Source organism: Exiguobacterium sp. s35, assembly GCF_018617535.1.
Lineage (GTDB): Bacteria > Bacillota > Bacilli > Exiguobacteriales > Exiguobacteriaceae > Exiguobacterium > Exiguobacterium aestuarii.
This window is the reverse complement of the sequence record NZ_JACSKI010000001.1, coordinates 1,559,262-1,574,012: the sequence shown is the minus strand read 5'-3', so window position 1 is coordinate 1,574,012 and position 14,751 is coordinate 1,559,262. Positions and strand designations below refer to the sequence as shown.

The 14,751-nt window shown below is 51.1% G+C and carries 18 protein-coding genes and 1 pseudogene; 7 read left to right on the top strand and 12 right to left on the bottom strand.

The window, feature by feature from the left end; translation table 11 throughout:
- Window positions 1-6 precede the first annotated feature (6 nt).
- Window positions 7-1,197, bottom strand: a complete 1,191-nt coding sequence (locus KNO75_RS08055) for a S1 family serine peptidase (protein WP_214820927.1) — start codon at window positions 1,195-1,197, stop codon at window positions 7-9.
- 120 nt (window positions 1,198-1,317) lie between these two features.
- Here KNO75_RS08055 and tnpB (KNO75_RS08050) point away from each other — a divergent pair, with 120 nt between their 5' ends.
- The gene (tnpB, locus tag KNO75_RS08050) at window positions 1,318-2,490 is read left to right on the top strand and encodes an IS200/IS605 family element RNA-guided endonuclease TnpB (protein WP_214820926.1); all 1,173 of its coding nucleotides are present in this window, start codon (window positions 1,318-1,320) and stop codon (window positions 2,488-2,490) included.
- Window positions 2,491-2,679: 189 nt separating this feature from the next.
- Complete coding sequence (locus KNO75_RS08045) at window positions 2,680-3,240, top strand: AAA family ATPase (RefSeq protein ID WP_214820925.1); 561 nt, start codon at window positions 2,680-2,682, stop codon at window positions 3,238-3,240.
- A gap of 33 nt (window positions 3,241-3,273) precedes the next feature.
- Here the strand turns inward: KNO75_RS08045 and KNO75_RS08040 are convergent, their stop codons facing one another.
- The 5 genes from KNO75_RS08040 to KNO75_RS08020 are packed head-to-tail and all read right to left on the bottom strand — an operon-like array spanning window position 3,274 to window position 7,216.
- Entirely contained in the window at window positions 3,274-3,969 is a 696-nt protein-coding gene (locus tag KNO75_RS08040) for a carbohydrate deacetylase (RefSeq protein WP_214820923.1), read from the bottom strand.
- Entirely contained in the window at window positions 3,962-4,255 is a 294-nt protein-coding gene (locus KNO75_RS08035; protein WP_214786597.1) for a PTS sugar transporter subunit IIB, read from the bottom strand. The genes KNO75_RS08040 and KNO75_RS08035 overlap by 8 nt, the downstream gene beginning before the upstream one ends.
- A complete protein-coding gene (locus KNO75_RS08030; RefSeq protein WP_353047555.1) occupies window positions 4,252-4,584 on the bottom strand; it encodes a PTS lactose/cellobiose transporter subunit IIA in 333 nt (110 codons plus the stop codon). Before KNO75_RS08030 ends, KNO75_RS08035 begins: the two co-directional genes overlap by 4 nt.
- The gene (locus KNO75_RS08025; protein ID WP_214820921.1) at window positions 4,581-5,900 is read right to left on the bottom strand and encodes a PTS sugar transporter subunit IIC; all 1,320 of its coding nucleotides are present in this window, start codon (window positions 5,898-5,900) and stop codon (window positions 4,581-4,583) included. Before KNO75_RS08025 ends, KNO75_RS08030 begins: the two co-directional genes overlap by 4 nt.
- Window positions 5,897-7,216, bottom strand: coding sequence for a 6-phospho-beta-glucosidase (locus KNO75_RS08020; RefSeq protein WP_214820919.1), 1,320 nt, complete (start codon window positions 7,214-7,216; stop codon window positions 5,897-5,899). The genes KNO75_RS08025 and KNO75_RS08020 overlap by 4 nt, the downstream gene beginning before the upstream one ends.
- Before the next feature lie 174 nt (window positions 7,217-7,390).
- Here KNO75_RS08020 and KNO75_RS08015 point away from each other — a divergent pair, with 174 nt between their 5' ends.
- The gene (locus tag KNO75_RS08015) at window positions 7,391-8,107 is read left to right on the top strand and encodes a GntR family transcriptional regulator (RefSeq protein WP_214694104.1); all 717 of its coding nucleotides are present in this window, start codon (window positions 7,391-7,393) and stop codon (window positions 8,105-8,107) included.
- 52 nt (window positions 8,108-8,159) lie between these two features.
- Here the strand turns inward: KNO75_RS08015 and KNO75_RS08010 are convergent, their stop codons facing one another.
- Window positions 8,160-9,203, bottom strand: a complete 1,044-nt coding sequence (locus KNO75_RS08010; protein WP_251126071.1) for a Fic family protein — start codon at window positions 9,201-9,203, stop codon at window positions 8,160-8,162.
- 303 nt (window positions 9,204-9,506) lie between these two features.
- Between KNO75_RS08010 and KNO75_RS08005 the strand changes: the two genes are divergently transcribed.
- Genes KNO75_RS08005 through KNO75_RS07995 form a run of 3 tightly spaced genes read left to right on the top strand, consistent with a single transcriptional unit; the run spans window position 9,507 to window position 11,341 of the window.
- Window positions 9,507-10,208, top strand: coding sequence for an ABC transporter ATP-binding protein (locus tag KNO75_RS08005; protein ID WP_214820917.1), 702 nt, complete (start codon window positions 9,507-9,509; stop codon window positions 10,206-10,208).
- Window positions 10,208-10,975 carry an ABC transporter permease gene (locus KNO75_RS08000; RefSeq protein WP_074035973.1) on the top strand — a complete coding sequence of 256 codons (768 nt, stop codon included), beginning with the start codon at window positions 10,208-10,210 and terminating at the stop codon, window positions 10,973-10,975. The genes KNO75_RS08005 and KNO75_RS08000 overlap by 1 nt, the downstream gene beginning before the upstream one ends.
- A gap of 3 nt (window positions 10,976-10,978) precedes the next feature.
- Window positions 10,979-11,341 (top strand): VOC family protein, encoded by a 363-nt coding sequence (locus tag KNO75_RS07995; RefSeq protein WP_214820915.1) that lies wholly within the window; start codon window positions 10,979-10,981, stop codon window positions 11,339-11,341.
- Window positions 11,342-11,382: 41 nt separating this feature from the next.
- Here KNO75_RS07995 and KNO75_RS07990 read toward each other — a convergent pair whose 3' ends face one another.
- Window positions 11,383-11,841: a hypothetical protein gene (locus KNO75_RS07990; protein ID WP_214820907.1), complete on the bottom strand. Its 459-nt coding sequence runs from the start codon at window positions 11,839-11,841 to the stop codon at window positions 11,383-11,385.
- Between the two features lie 119 nt (window positions 11,842-11,960).
- Window positions 11,961-12,302 (bottom strand): annotated as a pseudogene (locus KNO75_RS07985) (short chain dehydrogenase); the annotation flags it as partial.
- Between the two features lie 208 nt (window positions 12,303-12,510).
- On the opposite strand from KNO75_RS07985, the gene tnpB (KNO75_RS07980) reads away from it, so the two are divergent.
- Entirely contained in the window at window positions 12,511-13,602 is a 1,092-nt protein-coding gene (gene tnpB / locus KNO75_RS07980; protein WP_214820903.1) for an IS200/IS605 family element RNA-guided endonuclease TnpB, read from the top strand.
- Here tnpB (KNO75_RS07980) and KNO75_RS07975 read toward each other — a convergent pair.
- From KNO75_RS07975 to KNO75_RS07970, 3 genes are all read right to left on the bottom strand, one after another.
- Entirely contained in the window at window positions 13,551-13,982 is a 432-nt protein-coding gene (locus KNO75_RS07975; RefSeq protein ID WP_214820902.1) for an NAD-dependent epimerase/dehydratase family protein, read from the bottom strand. The genes tnpB (KNO75_RS07980) and KNO75_RS07975 overlap by 52 nt on opposite strands.
- A gap of 69 nt (window positions 13,983-14,051) precedes the next feature.
- Complete coding sequence (locus KNO75_RS15175; RefSeq protein WP_285800807.1) at window positions 14,052-14,183, bottom strand: hypothetical protein; 132 nt, start codon at window positions 14,181-14,183, stop codon at window positions 14,052-14,054.
- A 225-nt stretch (window positions 14,184-14,408) separates the two neighbouring features.
- Entirely contained in the window at window positions 14,409-14,741 is a 333-nt protein-coding gene (locus KNO75_RS07970; protein ID WP_214820900.1) for a DMT family transporter, read from the bottom strand.
- Window positions 14,742-14,751: the final 10 nt, after the last annotated feature.

Below are 14,751 nucleotides of genomic sequence, written 5' to 3'. Positions count from 1 at the left end.
ACACCATCACTCGGATGGTGTGCTTGTGTCGTTTTCTTCAACATTTTCTTCTTCCAACACTTCTTCCTCCGTGGCTGGGTCGTCCTCGACGATGGAGCCTTCTTCACCATCCGGCTCGAGCGTGGTCGGTTCTTCCGGCTCGGCTGGCTCTTCCGGTTCGACCGGCTCCTCAGGTTCAGTAGGAACTTCGGGTTCTGTCACCGGAGGGTCTTCTTCGATCGGCTCTTCCGTGTCCGGAGGATCAACCGGTTCTTCTGGCTCTGTAGGTGGTTCTGTCGGTTCTTCAGGTGTCACCTCAGGCGTAGCCGGTTCGGTCTCTTCTTCGACAACCTCTTCCTCGACGTTCTCCTCAGCCGGTACTTCCGGTTCAGTCGCTGGCGGTAGCTCAGGCTGTGTCTCTGGAACACTTGGAGCTTCCGGGATGACGACTGGTTCTTCTGTCAAATCTGGTCGAATCGGCTCGACGGGTGCGAGTTCGACTGGTGGCGGTGCGGGTGTGTCTGAATCAATCAATGTGCGTAAATCTCGTTCGAATAAAGCAGTCGGTAAGGCGATTCCTCGCAAGTGGATGGCGACGACCCGACCGGATGCGGAAAGAAGTGGACTACCATACGCATAACGAGGTAATTCAAAGTTTCGGATGTATCCGTTCTCAGCGAACGTGACCGTACCATTGATTCGTTCTTTCATTGTCAGTGTGAGTAATGTCTCATCTTCTGCGGCGATGGCTTGTGTCAACAAGAACGGCGTTTTGTCGGTTTCTTCAATGCGAATGACGGCAATGAGATTCGTACGACCGACGACTGTTCCAGAGACGGCTTGTCCGTCATGGTACATGATGATGTTCGTTAAGCCGGCTACGTTCGAGGCCGCGGTGACGACATCACGGGAACTGACCAAAAAGCCGGTTCCATAACTGACGGTAAAGAGGCTTTCTTGTAACGTATCGAAGTCAACGGTCGTCGCTTCGTCAGCAGAAACCGTATCCTCTCCAATCGGTAAGTCGACCTGGTCGGCGAGCGAGTCAGTCGAACGCAACATATCAGTGAAATAGGCGTTTCCAATGAAGGTGGCAAAAGCGATGAGTGCAATGGCGAGCGGGGTGACGAGTAACCAAATCGTGCGACGTGAGCGGCGGCCACACGTCGGACAGACCGTTTTCGATCGTGTCTTCTTTCCGCAGTGGGGACAAGTCACGGGGGCACCTTCTTTCTATCAAAATTAAGCGAGAGTACTCCCACTTCTAAACGAAGTGTAAGTGGGAGGTGAACCGCCCACTCTCCTTTCGGGTATACTACCTTCAAGGAGGTGAACATCATGCTGAAACACAAGGCTTACAAATTCAGAATCTACCCGACAAAAAAGCAGGAGATCCTGATTGCGAAGACGATCGGTTGTTCGCGTTTCGTCTTCAACCACTTCTTGGCGAAATGGGATGAAACCTATCAAGCGACTGGTAAAGGACTCTCCTACGAATCTTGTTCGAAAGAGATCCCTTTGCTGAAGCAGGAGTTCGACTGGTTAAAAGAGGTCGACAGCCATTCCCTTCAGACTAGCGTCAAGCATCTGGCCGACGCCTATGAACGCTTCTTCAAGAAACAGAACGAGCGCCCTCGCTTCAAGTCGAAGCGGAACCCTGTTCAATCATACAAGACGAATATCGAGAAGAATAATCAGATCCCCGAAATCTCGATCATCGGAAACAAACTCAAGCTCCCGAAGCTGAAGTGGGTTACTTTCGCCAACTCGAAGCAGGTCAAGGGGCGTATCTTGAACGCCACGATCCGACGTACAGCTTCAGGCAAATACTTCGTGTCCCTGCTCACAGAGCAGGAGATCGACGAACTGCCGAAGACCGGCTCATCCGTCGGCGTCGACGTCGGGCTGAAGAATTTCGCTATCCTGTCAAACGGAACCGTATACCAAAACGACCGTTATTTCCGTACGCTCGAGAAGAAGCTGGCGCGCGAGCAGCGGAAGTTATCCCGTCGTCAGCTCATCGCCTTGAACAGGAAGGTGAAACTGTCCGAGGCGAAAAACTACCAGAAGCAGAAGCGGAAGGTCGCCCGTATCCACGAGAAGATCGCCAACAAGCGGACAGACTTCCTGCACAAGGTATCGACCGAGATCGTCAAAAAACACGACGTCATCGGTATCGAGACCTTGCAGGTGAAGAACATGCAGAAGAACCGCAAATTGAGCAAGTCCATCTCCGAGGTGAGTTGGTCGGAGTTCTTCCGCATGCTTGAATACAAGGCCGACTGGTACGGGAAGACCGTCGTGAAGGTCGGGAAGACCTTCGCCTCGAGCCAGCTCTGTTCGGGTTGCGGCCATCGACACAACGACGTGAAGCATCTAAGCCTGCGTGAATGGACATGCCCGAATTGCGGGGTCCATCACGACCGCGATGTGAACGCAGGACTGAATCTCAAACAAGAAGCAGAACGTATCTTGGCTGCTTCAACCGTCGGGACGACGGGGTTAGCCTGATCAGGTTTCGACCGATAGGTCGGATAACTCAGGAATCCTCCACCTCTAAGCGAAGCGTAGGTGGAGGTAGTTCAAAAAGTTCGATGTTATGCTTATTCCTTCAATTGGATAGAGGTAAACAAATATTTTAGGAGGGTTCTACGATTGAACGTTCATGGTAAAATCGTCAAAAACGCAGGGGGAAATTCAATGAAGTTCATCATCTTATTTGGTCCGCAAGCCGTCGGCAAGATGACGGTCGGTCAGGCGCTCGCCGATAAAGCCGGACTGAAGTTATTCCACAACCATATGACGATCGATCTCGTCGGACCGTTCTTCAATTACGGCACGGCGGAAGGAAAACGGCTCGTCCAGCTGTTCCGTCAAGAACTGTTCGAATCGGTCGCGAAAAGTGATCTGCCTGGAATGATTTTCACGTTCGTCTGGGCGTTCGATATGCAGGAAGACTGGGACTATGTGAAGAACGTGACGGACTTGTTCGAATCACACGGGGCGGACATTTACTATGTCGAGCTCGAGGCGGAGATGGAGGAGCGGCTCGCGCGCAATACGACCGAGAATCGTCTTACGCATAAACCGTCGAAGCGAGACATCGCTTGGTCCGAGGCAGAACTGAAACAGACGGCGACGATGTATCGATTGAATTCACGTCCGGGGGAATTGGATGTCGAGCATTATCTCCGTATCGACAACACCCATTTAAGTCCGGAAGAGACGGCAGCACAGATTCAACAAGCATTTGACCTATAAAAAGCGGGTCCCCACTAAGGGAACCCGCTTTTGTCATGCCCACCAATCTGGGCGCTTATAGTCGACCAATACCTGTTTTTCGAGGAGGCGTGGTTCGAGGTAAGAAGTGACACTTGGAAGATGATCGTCGAGCTCGGCCGGGTGTACCATCACTTCGATGGAGTCTCCAGGTTCGATGGCATCAAGCGTCACATGGGAGACACCGTCCGCGTAAAATTGATCACTAAATCGTTCGGTCACCCACAAGTCTCGGCGCGACCCGAGCGTTGTTAAGGCCCGAAACGTCGTGTCATATTCTTCAGCGAGACGAATGATGACGTCATGTAAGACCGGCCAACCATGAACGTGGTGATGACTGTCGAGATGGTCGAGCGGGAGACCTGTCGCGAGGAACGCCTCAATCTGGGCTTTCCACTCGAGATAGACGAGCTCCGGATCAGGTGGTGTCTCAGTTAAGAAGCGGCTCGTGTAGCGGAACGTGCCGTCTTCTTTTGTAAGGGGCGCACTCGTGTCGGCGAGCGGTTTACCCCATGACAAGACGAGATGGACGCCGACGCGGAGCGATGGATATTGTTTTGCGAGTCGAACGGCTTCCTCGACGGCATGACCGTTCATGATCATCGTCGCCGAATTCACGATTCCATTCAGATGACTTTCCAAGGTGCCGGCGTTCACACCTGTCGTCAATCCGAAATCATCGGCGTTGATCAGGACAAACGTCTTAGGCATTGACGAGCCCGAGTGCCTGGTCGAGGACGAGGTCGCCTTTCATCATCCCGTACGCCATGTTGTCGATGACCGCGACCGGTACGTCGACGGACGATTTGATTTTCCCTTCGAGGTAACGGACTTGTGGTCCGATCAAGATGACATCGACGTTCGTCTGTTCTTTCAAACGAGACTCAGGGATTGCGTCAATCGATGCGTCGATTCCACGTGTCGCAGCTTCTTTTCGCATTTTTTCCACTAAAATTGATGTCGACATGCCTGCCGAGCAGACGAGTAAGATGTTCATGTTGTTTCCTCCAATCGATTCAAACGAGTAATCATGTCAATCATTTCGACGGCGAGTTCTTTCACGGTCATCGCTGTCATGAGGTGGTCTTGTGCGTGGACGAGGAGGACGCTCATATCGCTCGTCGTCCCCCGTGCCTCTTCTTGTAACAGTTCAGTCTGTAGTTTGTGTGCGTCTAGAAAAGCCGCATCGGCTTCTTTTAATTTGTCTGTCGCCGTGTCTGTTTCACCGCGTTTCGAAGCCGCGATGGCTTCAAATGCAGCAGAACGGGCATTCCCGGCATGTAGGATAATCATAAATGAGAGTTCTTGAATCGTTTCGGTTTTCACGAAATCTTTTCTCCTTCCTCGGTTGTAGCTTTGTTTTTGTTGATTTCGGCTGTCATCGCTTTCGCTCCTGCCATGACGAATGGGATGTACATGGCTGTTGCAATCGACAAGTTGACGATTTGAAGCAAGACACCACGGACGCTACCACCAGTAACGAGGTATCCGCTGATGATCGGTGGCGTCGTCCAAGGAACGATGGCGACCGTCTTCGGAACCATACCTGTCGAGAGGGCGACGTATGAGATGATTGTGAGTGTCACCGGTACTAAGATGAACGGTACGAGCATGATCGGGTTCAAGACGATTGGAAGACCGAAGATGACCGGTTCGTTGATGTTAAAGAGACTGGCTGGTGTCGAGAGTTTTGCCACTTGATGATACGGGTGATTCCGTTGTTTCCGGACGACGATGAAGATGGCGAGCAAGAGCGCGAATGTCGTACCCGATCCACCCATGAAGACGAATGCATCCAAGAACGGTTTTGTGACCGTATACGGCACATCAAACGCTGACGTTCCGGCTTGGAAAGCAGCCAAGTTTTGTTCGATGAGCGGGAGATAGACCGGTTCGATGACCGAGCCGATGATGTTCGTCCCGTGAAGTCCGAAGAACCAAAGGATGTGGTTCAAGAACGCGATGACAAGGGCAGCTGGGAGTGAGTCCCCGAAACCTTGGAGCGGTTGTTGAATCGCCTTGAAGATGACTTCAAAGACACTGAGTTCGACGACGAGCGTCATGAAAAGCTGGAAACCTGCGACGACTGTCAAGATGATCATCGATGGGATGAGCGCTTGGAACGATCGTGTAACCCCGCCCGGTACACCTTCTGGCATCTTGATTGTCAATTTCGTATTGATGAGATAGCGGAACATCTCTGTGACCGCAATCGACACGATGATGGCGACGAAGAGCCCTTGGGCACCGAGCCATGCGAAACTAAGACCCCAGTCAGCAGTGACCGGTACGAGCATGATGTATGAGGCGAGCGACAAGATCCCCGCCGCAAGTCCGTCAATCCCGTACGAACGGGCCAAGTTATAGCCGATTGAGAAAGCGATCAGCAGACCGAGTATGGCGAACGAAGCGTTCCAGATGCTTCCGCCGAGTCCTTGCCAATTTCCTTCGCCGAATAGACTGTTCATCGAGCCAACGAAATCGAGCGAGAGACTACCGATGTTGACAGCCGGGAAGTTGTTGATGAGGACGGCGAGCGACCCGACGATGATAAGTGGCATGACGGAAACGAACCCGTCACGGATGGCGACTAAGTGCCTTTGGGACCCGATACGTCCCGCGATTTCAATAAACTTGTTCATGAATAGACCTCCTTCTTAAATTGGGGTAGGTACGCCTCGTGCGCTGTGAACAGCTCTTTGAGAAGCGGGTCGATCCGTTTCTCGTCTTGGATGAGCGGGTTCATGAGGCAGGCAAGGTAGGCGTCCTCGTAAGAACCGGATACAGCCGCCTGGATGGCGAGCTGTTCAAACGTTTTTAAGTTCGTGATGAGTCCACGAATCGGGAGCGGTAATGCCCCGATTGAGATCGGACGAGGGCCAGACTTCGTGATGACGGCGTTCACTTCGATGACCGCGTCGTCTGGTAAGTCTCGAATCGTTCCGTTGTTGAGCGTGTTGACCGTCTGGATGTCGCCACGGTCGTTGTGAATCGAGTCCATCAAATTGCAGGCGGCGTCTGAATAGTAGGCGCCTCCACGTTTTTCAAGCTCTTCCGGTTTGACGGCGAGATCGACGTCTTTATATTTCTCGAACAATTGCGCCTCGACTTGTTGGACGACTTCGGCACGGGTGCCGTTTTGTTCGTACGCCTCGAGGTCTTTTTTCAACACGTCTTTCGTCTGGAAATAGTACTGGTGATACGGGTTTGGTAACATGCCGAGTGACGATAGGAACGATTCGCTCCATCCGAGACCGACGATGTTCGCTGGCGAGTAATCGTTCCCAGCGTTGAGCGAAGAAAGGACGTCACCTGTCCGATCCACGCCGTCGACCCAAACATGACGACCGAAGACGAAATGGTTCAATCCGATAAATTCAATCGCGACTCGTTCGACCGGCGTCTTGAGAATCTCTGCGACCGAGTTCCGCATGTTGAACGGGATGTTGCAGACACCGATGACCTTCTTATGAGATGAGTGCTTGAGTACGGCCTCGGTGACGATGCCCGCCGGATTGGTGAAGTTGACAAGCCAGGCGTCCGGACAAATCTCGGCGACTTCATTGGCCAAGTCGATTAAAACGGGGATCGTGCGGAACGCTTTGAATAATCCACCTGCGCCGTTCGTCTCTTGTCCGATGAAGCCATGCTTGAGCGGGATGCGTTCATCGAGAGCCCGTGCCTTGAGTCCACCGACCCGAATCTGTGTCGAAACAAAATCTGCGCCGACGAGTGCGGCTCTTCGGTCGAGCGTCCAACTGAGTGTGATCTCGGCGTTGGCCTTCTCGATCATCCGCTGAGCGAGACGACCGACAATCTCTAGTTTCTCCCTCCCTTCTTCGATATCGACGAGCACGATCTCCCGAACGGGGAACGATGCTTGCCGATCAATCAATCCTTCGATGATTTCCGGGGTGTAACTAGACCCACCGCCGATGATGACGACCTTGACTGCCATGGTGTCAACTCCTCCTTTTGAAAGCGATTTCTTTTTGTCGTAACAAATATAACAAATAGTACAACTTTCAGCAATATAAAAAATACAAATAATACAATTAGTTTTTTGTATTTGCAATTGTATGATTGCTGTATCACAATAAAGGAACCAACCTAACGTAAAGGAGATGGAGGTATGTCGCAATCGACGCTCCAAACCGCAATCAAGGATGAATTGTTGTCCCGCATCAAAAGTGGGCATTATAAAGAAGGGGAGAAATTTCCGACCGAGTACGCGCTTTGCGAGGAGTTCGATGTGAGCCGAACGACGGTGCGTGGCGCCCTCAATCAGTTGACGACGGAAGGATATTTAGTCCGTCAGCAAGGCCGTGGCACGTTCGTTGCCGGAAAGAAAGTCCAGCAGACGTTGTCGTATACACCGAACAACTATGCGGCCCAGCTTGCTGTACAAGGGAAGCGAGGCCAAGTGGCGCTCATCGACATCTCTGTCATCTCGGCATCCGGCCAAATCGCCTCGGTGTTCGAAGCAGAGGACAATGCGCCGATTCAAAAGATTGAGCGGATTCGTCATGCGGACGGGGAGCCGACACAGTACGAGGTCTCGTTCATTCCGTGGAAGATTGCACCGGGGATCACGAAAGAACAGGCGGAGCATTCACTTTTCCGAACACTGGCTGAAGTCCATGATGTCCATGTCGCGAAGACGACGGAGGCATTGGAGATTGCCCTTGCTGACGAGAAGGTGAGTACGCTCCTCAACTGCCCACTCGGGTCACCATGTTTCCATATCGAGACGGTGACAGAAGATGAGTCGGGACGAGCGATTGAATATTCACGCTCGTACTTCCGTGGGGACAAGACGAGCTTCGTCATCGAACGGAATTATAATTAACAAAAGCGCTCAATCGTTTCGTATGGAAACGGTCGGGCGCTTTTTTGAGTTATCATTGTTTGATCCATTTCGCAGATCTCCCAAGTCCGGAAGCGGCGATGACACCTTCGTCTCTTAATTCACGAAGGACGCGGTTGATGGTTGCTTCGCTGATGTCGGGGCATGCATTTCGAACATCGGTCTTTGTGAAAGGGCTAATTCTACCTTCTACAAATCGTCTGATACGAACAGTTTTATTTTGGCTTCCCGTCGTCACCAAACCGACACGGCTTTCAAGCTCTTTGTATGCTGCCAAAATGACACTCAATAAATAGTTGATCCAATGAAATGGATTTTGCCGATTATCGTGCCAATGGATGGATGATAATCGAAGCGATTCATAATAGTCTTCTTTCCTCTCCTCAATAATTTTTTCAAGACTGATATATCGCCCAACTTCAAATCCAGATTGATAGAGCATCAACAATGTTAATAAGCGAGCCATTCGTCCGTTCCCGTCATTGAATGGATGAATTGAAAGAAAATCAAGGACAAAATAACTTGTTAAAATCAGAGGATCTACATCTTCTTGTTGACGTCTTTCTTTGAGGCTGTCACACAAAGCTTGTACAGCAGCAGGGGTTTCAAATGCGGATACGGGAATGAAGCGTGTTCGACGAGTCCCATCTGGAAACGTTTCGCTAATTTCGTTATCAACGTTTTTCCACTTACCTCCTTCTACCGGTACAAATTTGTACAATTCTTTATGAAGTTGTAACAGGATGTTTGGATTGATTGGGATATCTGGCGCTGAGGCATGAATCAAATCCAATACGTCACGATAACCTGCAATTTCGGCCTCAGAACGATCGGCAGGATCTGCCGTTTTCGACATGATGGTGTGTAAGCGACTTTCTGTGACAACGATTCCCTCGATTGCATTTGACGCTTTGGTTGATTGAATGACTGCAACGTCACGTAATGTATTGAGGATTTGTGGAGCTTGTTGCTTATATAAATCTTGCTTTCCTTTATATTCATTTATACGACCGATTAAACGGACCGTGTCCATCGGTAAAGGGAGGTTGGACAAGTAATGATAATTATAACTTCTCATCTAATCATTCCTTAAACATAGTCAAAAATAATAAACATAGTCATTTTTTGAACTTTTGACTATGTTTATTCAAATTATATAGCATTTAAACTACATAATAAATGCTAAACATGTTCATTTAAAGCTAAAATGAACATGTTTAGCGAAAGATGAACTAGTTTCTTGAATCATGCATTTTCTCATCATGAAATCACTTTAGATTCCTTTTTGAGATTCATCGCACGTTGAAACCGATTGTACACTGCATTCTTGAACACCTCATCCTCTCTTTTTTGTACACTAGAAGCAGGAGGCGAGAGAAGCATGTCAATCATTGAATTCAAAGATGTGAGTCATCAAGACATCCTGCACCATGTGTCCGGGACGTTTCGGGAAGGGCGAATCACGACGTTCGTCGGACCGAGCGGCGCCGGCAAGACGACGTGTCTGAAGCATATCAACGGATTGCTTTCACCAGACACGGGAACGATTTTATTCAAAGGGGAAGATATCGCGGAGATGGATATCCTCGAGCTTCGAAAGAAAATCGGGATGGCATTTCAAAGCGCCCCAATGATTCAAGGAACGGTGTACGACAACTTGAATCTCCCGAAAGCCATCTTCGACGAGACACTCGACCGCGACAGGGCTACCGAGTTGCTCCATCGCGTCGATTTGAGTGAGGCGCACCTCGACCAACCCGTCAAATCATTATCGGGCGGGGAACGAAGTCGGGTCGCCATCGCTCGGACGCTCGTCAATAAACCGGACGTGCTCTTGCTTGATGAGATCACGGCAAGCCTTGATTACCGGACAGTGAAAGAAATCGAGCGACTCATCCGAAAACTGCAACAATCGTATGGCGTGACCGTCATCTGGATCACCCATGACTTAGATCAGGCGCGGCGGGTGAGTGACGACATGTGGTTCTTGAAAGACGGGGAACTGCTTGCGTATGGGGACGCATCGTTCATCGATGAATCGGACGATCCTGTCATCCAACAATTCGTCAGGGGGGAAGATTGATGTCATACATTGAACTTGCAACGGCGCTCATCTTCGTCGTTATCCCGCTCGCCTTGACGCTCGTCCTACGACTCGGGCTCGAGCGAGATATTATCATCGCGACCGTCCGTTCCATCATTCAACTGTTGATTATCGGCTATATCTTGACGTTCGTCTTTGAGAGCGACAGTCCGATCTTCATGCTGTTGATGATTTTACTCATGATTGTCGCGGCAACGCAGAACATTCGACGGAAAGGGGACGGGATTCCGGGCATCATGTGGATTATCGTCTTGACGCTCGTGACGATCGAAGCGCTGACGATGGGTCTCATGCTCGGACTCGGCATCATCCCGTTTGAACCGGAAAAGGTCATTCCAATCAGCGGGATGGTCATCGGGAACAGCATGGTGTTGTCGCTCCTCTTCCTGAATAAGTTCAAAGACGAGGTCGAACGGAGTGACGATGTCATCGAACTCATCCTCTCACTTGGAGGGACACCGAAAGTGGCCATCGACCGTAGCTTGAAGAACGCGATTCGCACGAGCATGATCCCGACCGTCGAAGCGCAAAAGACGATGGGGCTCGTCCAGCTACCGGGAATGATGAGCGGTCTCATCATCGGTGGGGCTGATCCGATGGAAGCGGTGCTGTACCAACTCTTGATTCTGTTCTTGATTTTGACGACTGCTTCCATCTCGGCGACACTCGTCGGTTACTTGGCGTATCCGCGTCTGTTTAACGAGAAGATGCAGTATATCGGATTGACCTATCGGAAGGGGAAATGAAGCATGATCACAGGGATTCATCATGTACAGCTCACGATTCCAACTGGAGCGGAACGAGAGGCGAAAGCGTTTTATTGTGACTTTCTCGGTCTACGTGAAATCGAGAAGCCAGAGTCGTTGAAAGGACGTGGCGGGTTTTGGCTTCAAGTCGGCGACCGTTCCGTCCATGTTGGTACTGAGGACGGCGTCGAACGACAGAAGACGAAAGCGCATATCGCGTATGCTGTGACGGATTTAGGTCATTGGAAGGCGGTCCTCACAGAAAACGAGATTGTATACTCCGAAGGCATCCCGATCCCAGGGTTCGACCGATTCGAGTTTCGGGATCCGTTCGGCAATCGGGTCGAAATGATTCAAGCACTTTGACGAAAGGGAGTATCCTGCGCGGATACTCCCTTTGTCGTTCTTCAAGAAATACAGAATAGCTGCGTCAATTGTCTCCATTGGTCGGGATAGGCGTTACTACCGACATGTTCATGAATAAGTTTACCGTTAGCGTATACGCTGAGGTTCCATTGTGTACCATCTACAGTGATGATGCCCTCGGCTTCTTCGAACACGGCTGGCCAGCGATGCGTTCCGAGTGATTCAAACTTCATACGAATTTGTTCTGCTTCTTCGCCTTCGAATTCCTCGGATATTGAAAGGGCGGATTGATCGACGTGACGAAGGACGGTACCATTTTCAAAAAAGGTCAAGGTACTCACATCAAACACACCAAAGCCACCGACACGAAAAACGACCTCAATGGACGATTGTTTCGGACGCTTCAATCGACCGGTGAAGCGAAGTAGTCGACTTGGAAACGGGTGGCGGACGAATGGTGGAGGAATGTCAAAAAGATCGCGCAGTGTTTTGTGATTCATGAACATTCAACCTTTCTCGCATATAAGTTGTCCTGAGTATAGCGGAGTTCATATGGATGAGTAGGTAAAATAACGTTCAAGGTACGAAAAAAAGCACCTCTCAACGAGATGCTTTGCAGTTAGTATACTTCGTACGTTTGTCCCGTCTGCGCGCCTTCAACGCTCTTCACATAGGCGAGGGCGACCCGTTCACCTGGTACTGCCGCGTAACCACGGAAATAAGGACCATACGAATCGAGTGCTTCGATGAGGACGTTCGGGCTGACGTTGTTGATGCGAATGCCCCGTGGCATCTCAATCGCCGCACCGGACACGAATCCTTTGATGGCCCCGTTCGCGAGTGCAGCCGATGCGCCTTCTTTGATCGGGTCGTCCATCAAGATTCCGCTCGTCAGTGTAAAGCTACCACCATCGTTCACATAATCGAGCCCGAGAAGGACGAGGTTGACCTGTCCTTTAACTAAATCAGGCGAGAATTCTCCCTCCTCTAAGCGTCTCGGAGCGAAGCCCGGCGTAGGTGGGGGATGAATCGCCCGGTCCAAAACTCTTCTCTCCCTGTGACAGATATAACGAACAAAAGTTCGTGATTCCGTCAGATTCGTCCTCCCCCTCCACGGGTATCGGACGAGGAGGACACATCACGATCTTCTGGAGGGAGAAGGGACGGACATGCTGAAAGGCTATAAATACAGGCTCCACCCGACGCCGGCACAGGCCGAGTTCCTGGTCCGGACGATCGGCTGCGCCCGGTTCATCTACAACAAGCTGCTCGAGGACCGCATCGCCATCCGCGAGGAGGCGAAAGCAGGAAGCGGAACGAGACGGAAACCGGCGACACCCGCCTCCTACAAGCCCCTCTTCCCGTTCCTCGCCGAGGCGGACAGCCTCGCGCTCGCGAACGCGAAACTGAACCTCGACACCGCGTTCGCGAAGTTCTTCGCCGGGACGGGCGGTTTCCCGACCTTCAAATCGAGACGGCGGTCGCGCGCCTCCTACACGACGAACAACCAGCACGGCACGATTCGCATCGAGAACGGCAAGGTGAGACTTCCTAAAATCGGGTTCGTGCGGTTCACACAACATCGTCCGTTCGAGGGCGTCATCCGGTCGGCGACGGTCTCGATGACCAAGACGGGCAAGTTCTTCATCTCCCTCCTTGTCAAACAGGACGATGAACCATGGATTCCAGCCGAGAACAAGGTCGGGATTGATCTCGGTTTGGAACATTTCGCCGTCATGACGAACGATGCGATGGTCTCGGAGAAGGTCGACAACCCCCGACTCCTCCGGAAGTCCGAAGCGAAGGTCAAGAAGGCGCAGCGCGCTTTGTCACGCAAGAAGATCGGAAGCAAGAATCGTGAAAAAGCCAAGTTACTTTTGGCCAAGAAACACGAAAAGATCGCCAACCAACGCAAGGACTTCCTTCACAAACTGTCGAGACGGATCGTTGACGAGAACCAAGTCATCGTCGTGGAGACATTGAAGTCGAAGGACATGATGCAAAACCACAAGGTCGCCAAATCGATTGCAGATGTCAGTTGGTACGAGTTCGTCCGTCAACTCGAGTACAAATCAAACTTCTACGGACGGACGCTCATCAAGGCGGATCAATGGTTCGCATCGACTCAAATCTGTTCCACTTGCGGCGTAAAAGGCGAGAAGAAGGCGATGGATGTCCGTGAATGGACGTGCACTCATTGCGGTGTTCATCATGACCGTGACATCAACGCGAGCATCAACCTGTTGATGTTGGCCGACTGACAATCCTTCAGGGCAGGGACTGCCCGACGAGCTTGGTCCATAACCGTGGCTGGTGAGAGCACGGTCTTCCCAAGAAGCTTCCACTTCAATTTGCGAAGCAAATAAGTGGCGAGTAGTTCACTCTTGCTGTCGATACTCTTCTGATTATCCGCTGGTGTCATCTCGGAAAGTGGACCGAAATGCGTGCTGCCCGCCGTGCTGATGACCGCGTCGACGCGCCCGACCGTCTCATACATCTGGCGGATGCTGTCTTCTGAGGTGAGGTCGACTTGCACGTCCGCTCCGTTACGCCCAGCTCGGATGATTGTATGTGTTTTCTCCAATTCGTTTGCGACGGCCTGACCGACCGTACCGCTTGCCCCTACGAGTAAAATATTCATGTGAAAACTGCCCCTTTCGTCACGCTTAGATTCCTTTTCAGAGTAGCGGAAGGCGAGGACGTTCGGCAATCAAGTTGCTTCTGATGGGACAACCGTTCCTTGATGGAAACGCATCTTCCAACGACCGTCCACGAGTACCCAAATCGAGCTGCGACGTGTCACACGATTTAGTTTCGGTTGAACGAGACGATACGTCACCAAAACGTGTCCTTCCGTTAACGGATGCATAGTGAATTCGGATAACACCGCCTCAATCGGATCGATTTGGAGTGTCGTTTGATCCCAGTCTTGATACAGGATTCGTCCCGAGCTGCCGATTTCAAAAAAAATAGTCGGTCAACAGTTCACGTAAGCGGTCCGTCGACTGTCTGACTTCCGTCGTCAGTAACGCTTCTTCAAGCGTTTGAAGATGATACGCCAACTTGTTCATGTGACAACCTCTTTTCGTTGTTGATTCATCACGATGACCCCGAGGACAATCAATAACAGACCAATCCCGTTCAATGCGGAGAGGACTTCTCCATATACGAACACGCCGATTAGACCCGTCGCCACCGTACCGAGTCCGGCCCAGATGCTATAGGCGATACTGAGCGGGATTGTCTTCAAGACGATGCCCATGAGGGTGAATGAGGCGGCGAAACTAACTAAAAGAATGACGCTCGGCACAAAGTTCGTGAATCCGTCCGATAGCTTCAACATCGACGTCCCAAGTACCTCGAATGCGATGGAAAATAACAGAAAAAAATAAGCTTTCATCTTGAATCAC

Excerpts from the sequence above, each read along its gene's own strand:
- tnpB (WP_214820926.1), top strand. The coding sequence starts at position 1,318 with ATGCTGAAACACAAGGCTTACAAATTCAGAATCTACCCGACAAAAAAG.
- KNO75_RS08045 (WP_214820925.1), top strand. The coding sequence starts at position 2,680 with ATGAAGTTCATCATCTTATTTGGTCCGCAAGCCGTCGGCAAGATGACG.
- KNO75_RS08040 (WP_214820923.1), bottom strand. The coding sequence starts at position 3,969 with ATGCCTAAGACGTTTGTCCTGATCAACGCCGATGATTTCGGATTGACG.
- KNO75_RS08035 (WP_214786597.1), bottom strand. The coding sequence starts at position 4,255 with ATGAACATCTTACTCGTCTGCTCGGCAGGCATGTCGACATCAATTTTA.
- KNO75_RS08025 (WP_214820921.1), bottom strand. The coding sequence starts at position 5,900 with ATGAACAAGTTTATTGAAATCGCGGGACGTATCGGGTCCCAAAGGCAC.
- KNO75_RS08020 (WP_214820919.1), bottom strand. The coding sequence starts at position 7,216 with ATGGCAGTCAAGGTCGTCATCATCGGCGGTGGGTCTAGTTACACCCCG.
- KNO75_RS08015 (WP_214694104.1), top strand. The coding sequence starts at position 7,391 with ATGTCGCAATCGACGCTCCAAACCGCAATCAAGGATGAATTGTTGTCC.
- KNO75_RS08010 (WP_251126071.1), bottom strand. The coding sequence starts at position 9,203 with ATGAGAAGTTATAATTATCATTACTTGTCCAACCTCCCTTTACCGATG.
- KNO75_RS08005 (WP_214820917.1), top strand. The coding sequence starts at position 9,507 with ATGTCAATCATTGAATTCAAAGATGTGAGTCATCAAGACATCCTGCAC.
- KNO75_RS08000 (WP_074035973.1), top strand. The coding sequence starts at position 10,208 with ATGTCATACATTGAACTTGCAACGGCGCTCATCTTCGTCGTTATCCCG.
- KNO75_RS07995 (WP_214820915.1), top strand. The coding sequence starts at position 10,979 with ATGATCACAGGGATTCATCATGTACAGCTCACGATTCCAACTGGAGCG.
- KNO75_RS07990 (WP_214820907.1), bottom strand. The coding sequence starts at position 11,841 with ATGAATCACAAAACACTGCGCGATCTTTTTGACATTCCTCCACCATTC.
- tnpB (WP_214820903.1), top strand. The coding sequence starts at position 12,511 with ATGCTGAAAGGCTATAAATACAGGCTCCACCCGACGCCGGCACAGGCC.
- KNO75_RS07975 (WP_214820902.1), bottom strand. The coding sequence starts at position 13,982 with ATGAATATTTTACTCGTAGGGGCAAGCGGTACGGTCGGTCAGGCCGTC.
- KNO75_RS07970 (WP_214820900.1), bottom strand. The coding sequence starts at position 14,741 with ATGAAAGCTTATTTTTTTCTGTTATTTTCCATCGCATTCGAGGTACTT.